The organism is Streptomyces sp. NPDC006283, assembly GCF_040613325.1.
Taxonomy (GTDB): domain Bacteria; phylum Actinomycetota; class Actinomycetes; order Streptomycetales; family Streptomycetaceae; genus Streptomyces.
Genome location: NZ_JBEXRZ010000315.1, coordinates 1 through 5,946, shown reverse-complemented (window position 1 = coordinate 5,946; position 5,946 = coordinate 1). Strand labels below are relative to the sequence as shown.

Below are 5,946 nucleotides of genomic sequence, written 5' to 3'. Positions count from 1 at the left end.
CCGGCCCAGACGGCATACCGATCACAAGAGCGGCGGCCGCAAGAGCTTCGCCTGGACCGAGTACCGCGACCTCCTCATCGCTGCCCACCAGCAGCTCGGCGGACCCATCGTCCTCATCTGGGACAACCTCAACGTCCACAAAGACCGCCGCATGCGGGCCTTCATCGACGCACACGACTGGATCACCGCCTACCACCTGCCGCCCTACGCACCCGACCTCAACCCCGTCGAAGGCATCTGGTCGATCCTCCGCCGGACCAGCCAGGCCAACACCGCTTTCACCGACCCCGACCACCTCATCGGCCGACTCCGGCGCGGCCTGCGCCAGATCCAGCACTGCAGTCAGATCGTCGACGGATGCCTCACCGCGACCGGCCTCACACTGACGACACCACGCTTACAACCTCAGTAACGGCATCATGGCCCGCCTGCGCGCACGCGCCACCGAACGATAAGACAGCACAGCGCTTCCCGTGAAGTATCGCGGCGCCCGCCCAACACCCCACCCATGGATCGCCGTCCCTCACGACGGTGACAACAACAGTCGCAACAAGGTGACGACAAGGGTGACAGAAAGCGTCACAACAAGAGTGACACCACTGGGCAACCGCGCGAGTCGGCAAATTCCCTGCTCACCGTCACCCTCCGGGAGGCCATGCTCGAGACTGATGTCCCGCTTGGGCGTTCCCTGCCGACGTGGACGGCCCGCACCAGACCGGATGTGGTCCTGGCCGCAAGGCCTATTCCTCACGCGCCATCCGCGAGCATCTGCGCAAGCGCGGAATCCGAGCGGTAATCCCCGTTCCGGCCGACCAGCGAGGCCACCGACTGCGCCGAGGCAGCTGTGGCGGAAGGACACCCGCCTTCGACCGCGAGATGTACAAGCAACGCAACACCGTCGAGCGGTGTATCAACCGCTTGAAGCAGTGGCGCGGAATCGCCACCCGTTGCGAGAAGACCGCCACGATCTACCTGGCAGGACTGCACATCGCGGGCATCTTCCTCTGGTCCGCCCGGTGATCCAAACGACCGCCCAACTGTCGCTTCCTCATCACCGGCTCGCGCAAGTACCGGGCCGTGACGCCACCTGCGCGGCCCTTGACGTCGATGATCGCGGCGAGGCGGTTTTCGCGATGCGCCTGCTCGCCCGCAGAGTCACCTGTCCGACGAGGTCAAAGAGCTCACCCGACGCACCACCAGGGCCGTCCGCTCTTGCTGGCCCCAGATGCTGGATCTGATGGGTGTCGTGTCGGGCCTGACAGCGCCGCAGTCCTCCTCATCACCGCTGGCGACAACCCTGATCGGATCACTGACGAGGCGTCCTTCGCCGCCCTGCGCGGCGTCAGCCCGGTCGAGCAGTCCTCCGGCAAGCCACAACGGCGGCGGCTGAACCGCGGAGGCAACCGCCAAGCCAACGCCGCCCTCTACCGCATCGTGATGATCCGCATACGCTGGGACGAACGCACGCAGAAGTACCTGCAGCGACGCACCGCCGAGGGCATGTCCAAGCGCGCGAGATCATCCAGTGCCTCAAGCGGTACGTCCGCGCGAGCTCTACCAGCACATCCAGCCTCTGGCCACCAGCCAGCTCCCTTCGGCGGCTTGACGAAACATAGGGGCTGCTACGCCACCCACAACACCCCCGCTATCAAGAAGTGTCTGCTGACTCATCCTCGGTTTCATCTGCACTTCACAACGACCGGGTCGTCCTGGTCGAACCTCGTCGAGCGATGGTTCGCCGAACTCACCAGCAAGCAGACACGGCGCGGCGTCCACAGATCCGTCCAAGCCCTGGAGAAAGACATCCGCAACCGGATCGCAGACTGGAACACCGACCCGAAGCCCTACGCCTGGACCAAGACCGCCGACGAAATCCTCGAACGCCTCGCTTCATATCTGAACAGAATTCCCGACTCAGAAGACTAGAGGGGGGTTTGCGCGAGGCGGGCGCTGGCCGCGTCAGCGTCCCAGTACCGCCGGGCTGGGGGTGGAACCGGCCTTGCGGGACCTGGACCCCTCCAGCGACACGACCCCTGGCCGACTATCTCGTCTCCCTGCCGCTCCAAGAGGGTGACCAGGCTCTTTGGGCGTGGGCAGGTCGAGCGTGTCGCGCACAGGCCGCCACGTGCGGACGGTCCCCACGGTGTCGTGCTCAAGCTCCAGGCGCCGGTTCAGGCGCTGTCCCTTGCGGTTGTCCCAGATCAACAGCCACTCACCGGCCGCGTGTTTCAAGGCATTTAGCCCGAGTTCGGACAGGTCCAGCACGTCCCTGCTGGTCGGGTTCGGACGCCCTCGAAGCGGTCGAACGCCGAGCGCAGGATGCGGTGCGTCTCCCGAAGGGGCGCGTCCACGTTCGCCTGCGTCCCGCCCGGAACCGCCCGGCCTCGGCGGTGGCGATGGAGTCGACCCGCTCCGCGAGGTGCGAGACGGCCTGGCGCACAGCCACGGGGGCGATCTTCTGGCCGCGTTCGTCACGCTGCTGCAGCGCGTACAGCATCTCCAGACGGGCCACGGGATGCAGCGGGGCCAGCGAGAATTGGTGGACGTTCAGGAACGGTGCCTGCCGATCCAGCCACGCCGACGTTGGCGTGGACAGCCGCCTCCGCAAGGCGGCCGTGGCCTTCTTCCAGCGGTTTTGGTGAATGCCGCACAGCCCCCAGGTGGCCCGCGCGTCGTAGCGGCAGCCCGCCGCCCGGCAGGCAGGTGACGGTCCATACGGCGTCTGCCGCTCGATCCACGCCTCCAGTTGGGAGTCGAGGTCGCGCTGTAGATCCTTGTGCCGCAGCGAGCCGTGCGCGTTCCACAGGCCCCACAGGACCGAGTCCCGGGGAGTACCCCCGTCACGCGCCAGTCGGCCCGCTCACCGGGATCACCCGGTTGCGGTCCGGCACCTAGGTGGCCTTGAACTCCTTCAGCCCCAGGCGGCCGGCGCGGTGGTCTTCTCGCAGGTGGCGCCCAGGCCCTGCCGGGTGGGGGTGAGCGCGTCGCAGGCGGCGACGTCGCACCGGTAGACGGCCGTGCCCGTGTGGTCGACGTCGCCGCTGGACGGGCGGGTGTCAGCGTCCCATTCGGCCGAGCCGCCAGGCGGGTTCGATCTCCTCACGCAGCCACGCTGTCCACTCGGTGAGGACCTTCTGCGGCAGACCTTCTGCCGCCTGGCCAGCGCCTCGCCTGCGGCGCGGGCGGTCTCGTGAGCTTGCAGAGCGTCGTTGTAGACCGCATGCAACCCGAAAGCGCGAGCCAGCGGCACGCTGTAGACGTGAAACCTCCTCCGCTTCGCGGTTCATGAGCAGCTGCAGCAACATGGTTGGCATGAGAGTCCACATTCGTTTCGTCCTCGCTCTTGTCCCGGTAGTGACGCTCCTGCTTGTGCAACAGATCACCAGCGCAGCCGCGATGGGTGTCCCGCCGACCGGCATCCGCCCGGGCGTCTCTACCGACGGCGGCCAAGTGTGCGATGCCAGCAAGTACCGGCATCTGATCGGCAAACCCTTCCGGCACGGAGAGCGACTGCCCAAGGTGCATCGCGTGTACCTGCAGTACACCCCCATCTCCAAGGACTGTCGCAGCGATCGGCTGAATGTCGAACTCGCTGGCCTCGTCCCCGAGGGTTACGAGGGACGAATTGTCACGGACGTCTGGTGCGGCTGACCGCCCGGACATCGTCAGAGGCCTCGGTCGCGCGGGGAGGACTCCAGCAACGGGACTGGGGCTCTGCGGCTGTGAGTGACGATCGACGGCCTGCCGAGGCCCGCGGCCGGGCCGTCCCGTGCTCGGGCACTGGGCGGGCGACCTCAATCAAGTCGAGGTGCTGGATACGCTTGCGTGCGGCATGCATGCGACATGCCATGGGACAGCACGGCTCACGAGGCTGAAAATGGACCGAGCGATGCTGAGGCTCTCGTGGGCCCGTGACAGGTGAGGTCCCAAACCGTTTGATCGAGATGCTGACGTCTCAAACTCACCGTTCAAGGGGCCTCCTTGGTTGTCCGTCCTGCCGCGCTGGACCTCCCGCATATGCTGGTGAGTGGGTGACGATGCTGCGTCATCCTGGGAGGGTGAACGCAGGTGCAAGCTTCCCTGCACCAGCGCACCCTGATCGCGCCGATGTACCTGTGCGGAGCACAAGACGTACGCGAAGATGGCGGGCCGACTTCCGCATCAGTGAGCGGCCAGGCTTTTAGCCGGGTGAAGGCGCGTTCAACAGGGGAGCGGAGTCGGGCGTGTGCCCGGTTGACGGACTTCTGCCGGATGGTGATCTCGCCGCCTCGGTGGTGTTTGACCGGTGTCACGAATATTCCGTCGGCTCCCTGGCCGGCCTTGTCGCCGAGGACGGGGATATTCAGACGCTCACAGATGGTGACGATTTTGTGGGTGCGGGCGGCGGTGATGTGTCCGCGGTCCGTCCGGGAAGGGTGGCGAGTACCAGGTGAGTTCGCCGGCTGGGCCGGTGACCGCCTGGATGTTCACCCCGTGCTTGCGGTGCTTGCCTCACCCAACGCTGCCCGGCGCGGTCCACGACATCAAGGCCGCGCGAACCCACGGCATCGTCGACGCCTTGCGGCCGGCGTGGAGTGCTGGGCCGCCACGTGCTACCGGGGCGCCGACGGCACTATACGGCTGCCCCACTGGGGCCGCTGGGAGACGCTCGCCGCCAGTCAGTAGGCCGTCAACCACTCACACACGAAGATCCGCGCGTTGGTCGAGCAGGCCATGGCCGCCCTCAAAACCTGGCGGCTCCTGCGCAAGCTGCGATACTCCACCACTCGCATCACCAACCTCGTTCAGGCCGTCCTCACCCTGCACCTGACCTGCTCAACCCGAGGTTGGAAAACACTCACTGGCTCTGGACCTTAATCTAGAGGCGTTCATCGGACTCGGGAACTTGTTGCCAATCTAGTCTCCTGAGTCAGGAATTCCGTTCCGGTGCGAGCGAACTCCGACCGGGGGTTCTGCTGCATACTGTTCCAGACTGACTGGCCCTTGAGAGTGTCGGTCCACTGGCGAACGCCGAGTTGCTTGGGCGGAAGAAAACCTCGCGCGTCCTGCGAAGCCCTTGTCCGCGAGGGATGAGATACCCGCTCCCCCGCCGGGCTCGATCTGCATGGCCGCCCGCAGTCAAGGTGCTGACCGTTCCCGCAGGCCCCATTCACGCCCCGACCGCAGGCAAGTAAAGCCATTGATGGCGTACAGAGTAAGTGTCGTGTTCAGCGCGCTGCCTCGTACAACGCACGGATCTTGGATGACACCCGTCCCCGTTCGCTGACCTCAATCCCCTGCTCCTTCGCCCACTCACGGATCTCAGGCGTCGACGGCCCCTCGATGCGGCTGGGGGCTACTCTGCCCTTACGCCCTCTCCGGCCGACCTTCCGCCCTGCTTTCAGATAGGGGCCGAATGCTTCGAGCATCTGGTCGTAACTGTCGGGAGAGAGGTCGATCTCGTATTCAACGCCATTGAGCGTAAACGTGTGAGTTTGCCCCTCATGGGTTTCTTCGCCGGTCACGTCGTCTATGAAAATAGTAACTCGCCTTTGCGCCATACTCAAATGTTACACCAGGAACGGAGCGACCAAACTGCAGGACTTGCCCGAGGCCGTTTGAATGGGATACCTGCACCGATCACCGTGGAATTGGAGAGGTCGACTCCACTATAATCCGTCGAGGTCACCGTCCTACGGATGCGGCGCATTCAGCGGCGATCGCGCGGACGATGCCTGCACGGAGCGGTACTCGCCTTCAAATAGTGGGGTGTTGTCCTGGTCGAGCCCACGGGACGTCACGGACGTGCCCCGGGAGTGGGGTCAACGCGGAGTCGCGGCGGTGCTGGCTCAAGCAGGCCAGGATCGACCGTGGTTACTGACGTTGAAGTCGTCTTGTCGTAGGGGCTGACGGTTGGTGATCGTCGAGGTAAGCCGGTTGGATGAGGTATCCGCAGGGCGGGGGTCT

At 65.4% G+C, this 5,946-nt stretch carries 5 protein-coding genes and 4 pseudogenes; 6 read left to right on the top strand and 3 right to left on the bottom strand.

The window, feature by feature from the left end:
* From ABZ070_RS34790 to ABZ070_RS34775, 4 genes and pseudogenes are all read left to right on the top strand, one after another.
* On the top strand, window positions 1-412 hold a 412-nt coding region (locus ABZ070_RS34790; protein ID WP_356639896.1), incomplete at its 5' end, for a transposase.
* Between the two features lie 294 nt (window positions 413-706).
* Window positions 707-1,020, top strand: a pseudogene (locus tag ABZ070_RS34785) (transposase); the annotation flags it as partial.
* Between the two features lie 228 nt (window positions 1,021-1,248).
* A pseudogene (locus ABZ070_RS34780) lies at window positions 1,249-1,544 on the top strand (transposase); the annotation flags it as partial.
* 79 nt (window positions 1,545-1,623) lie between these two features.
* A pseudogene (locus tag ABZ070_RS34775) lies at window positions 1,624-1,926 on the top strand (IS630 family transposase); the annotation flags it as partial.
* A 985-nt stretch (window positions 1,927-2,911) separates the two neighbouring features.
* Here ABZ070_RS34775 and ABZ070_RS34770 read toward each other — a convergent pair.
* Window positions 2,912-3,103 (bottom strand): hypothetical protein, encoded by a 192-nt coding sequence (locus ABZ070_RS34770; RefSeq protein WP_356639894.1) that lies wholly within the window; start codon window positions 3,101-3,103, stop codon window positions 2,912-2,914.
* 266 nt (window positions 3,104-3,369) lie between these two features.
* On the opposite strand from ABZ070_RS34770, the gene ABZ070_RS34765 reads away from it, so the two are divergent.
* On the top strand, window positions 3,370-3,651 hold the full coding sequence (locus ABZ070_RS34765) for a hypothetical protein (protein WP_356639892.1): 282 nt from the start codon (window positions 3,370-3,372) through the stop codon (window positions 3,649-3,651).
* A gap of 317 nt (window positions 3,652-3,968) precedes the next feature.
* On the opposite strand, the gene ABZ070_RS34760 is transcribed toward ABZ070_RS34765, so the two are convergent.
* On the bottom strand, window positions 3,969-4,340 hold the full coding sequence (locus ABZ070_RS34760) for a transposase family protein (protein ID WP_356639898.1): 372 nt from the start codon (window positions 4,338-4,340) through the stop codon (window positions 3,969-3,971).
* Between the two features lie 155 nt (window positions 4,341-4,495).
* On the opposite strand from ABZ070_RS34760, the pseudogene ABZ070_RS34755 reads away from it, so the two are divergent.
* Window positions 4,496-4,857 (top strand): annotated as a pseudogene (locus ABZ070_RS34755) (transposase family protein); the annotation flags it as partial.
* Between the two features lie 350 nt (window positions 4,858-5,207).
* Here the strand turns inward: ABZ070_RS34755 and ABZ070_RS34750 are convergent.
* On the bottom strand, window positions 5,208-5,540 hold the full coding sequence (locus ABZ070_RS34750) for an Lsr2 family protein (RefSeq protein WP_356639890.1): 333 nt from the start codon (window positions 5,538-5,540) through the stop codon (window positions 5,208-5,210).
* Between the last annotated feature and the right edge of the window lie 406 nt (window positions 5,541-5,946).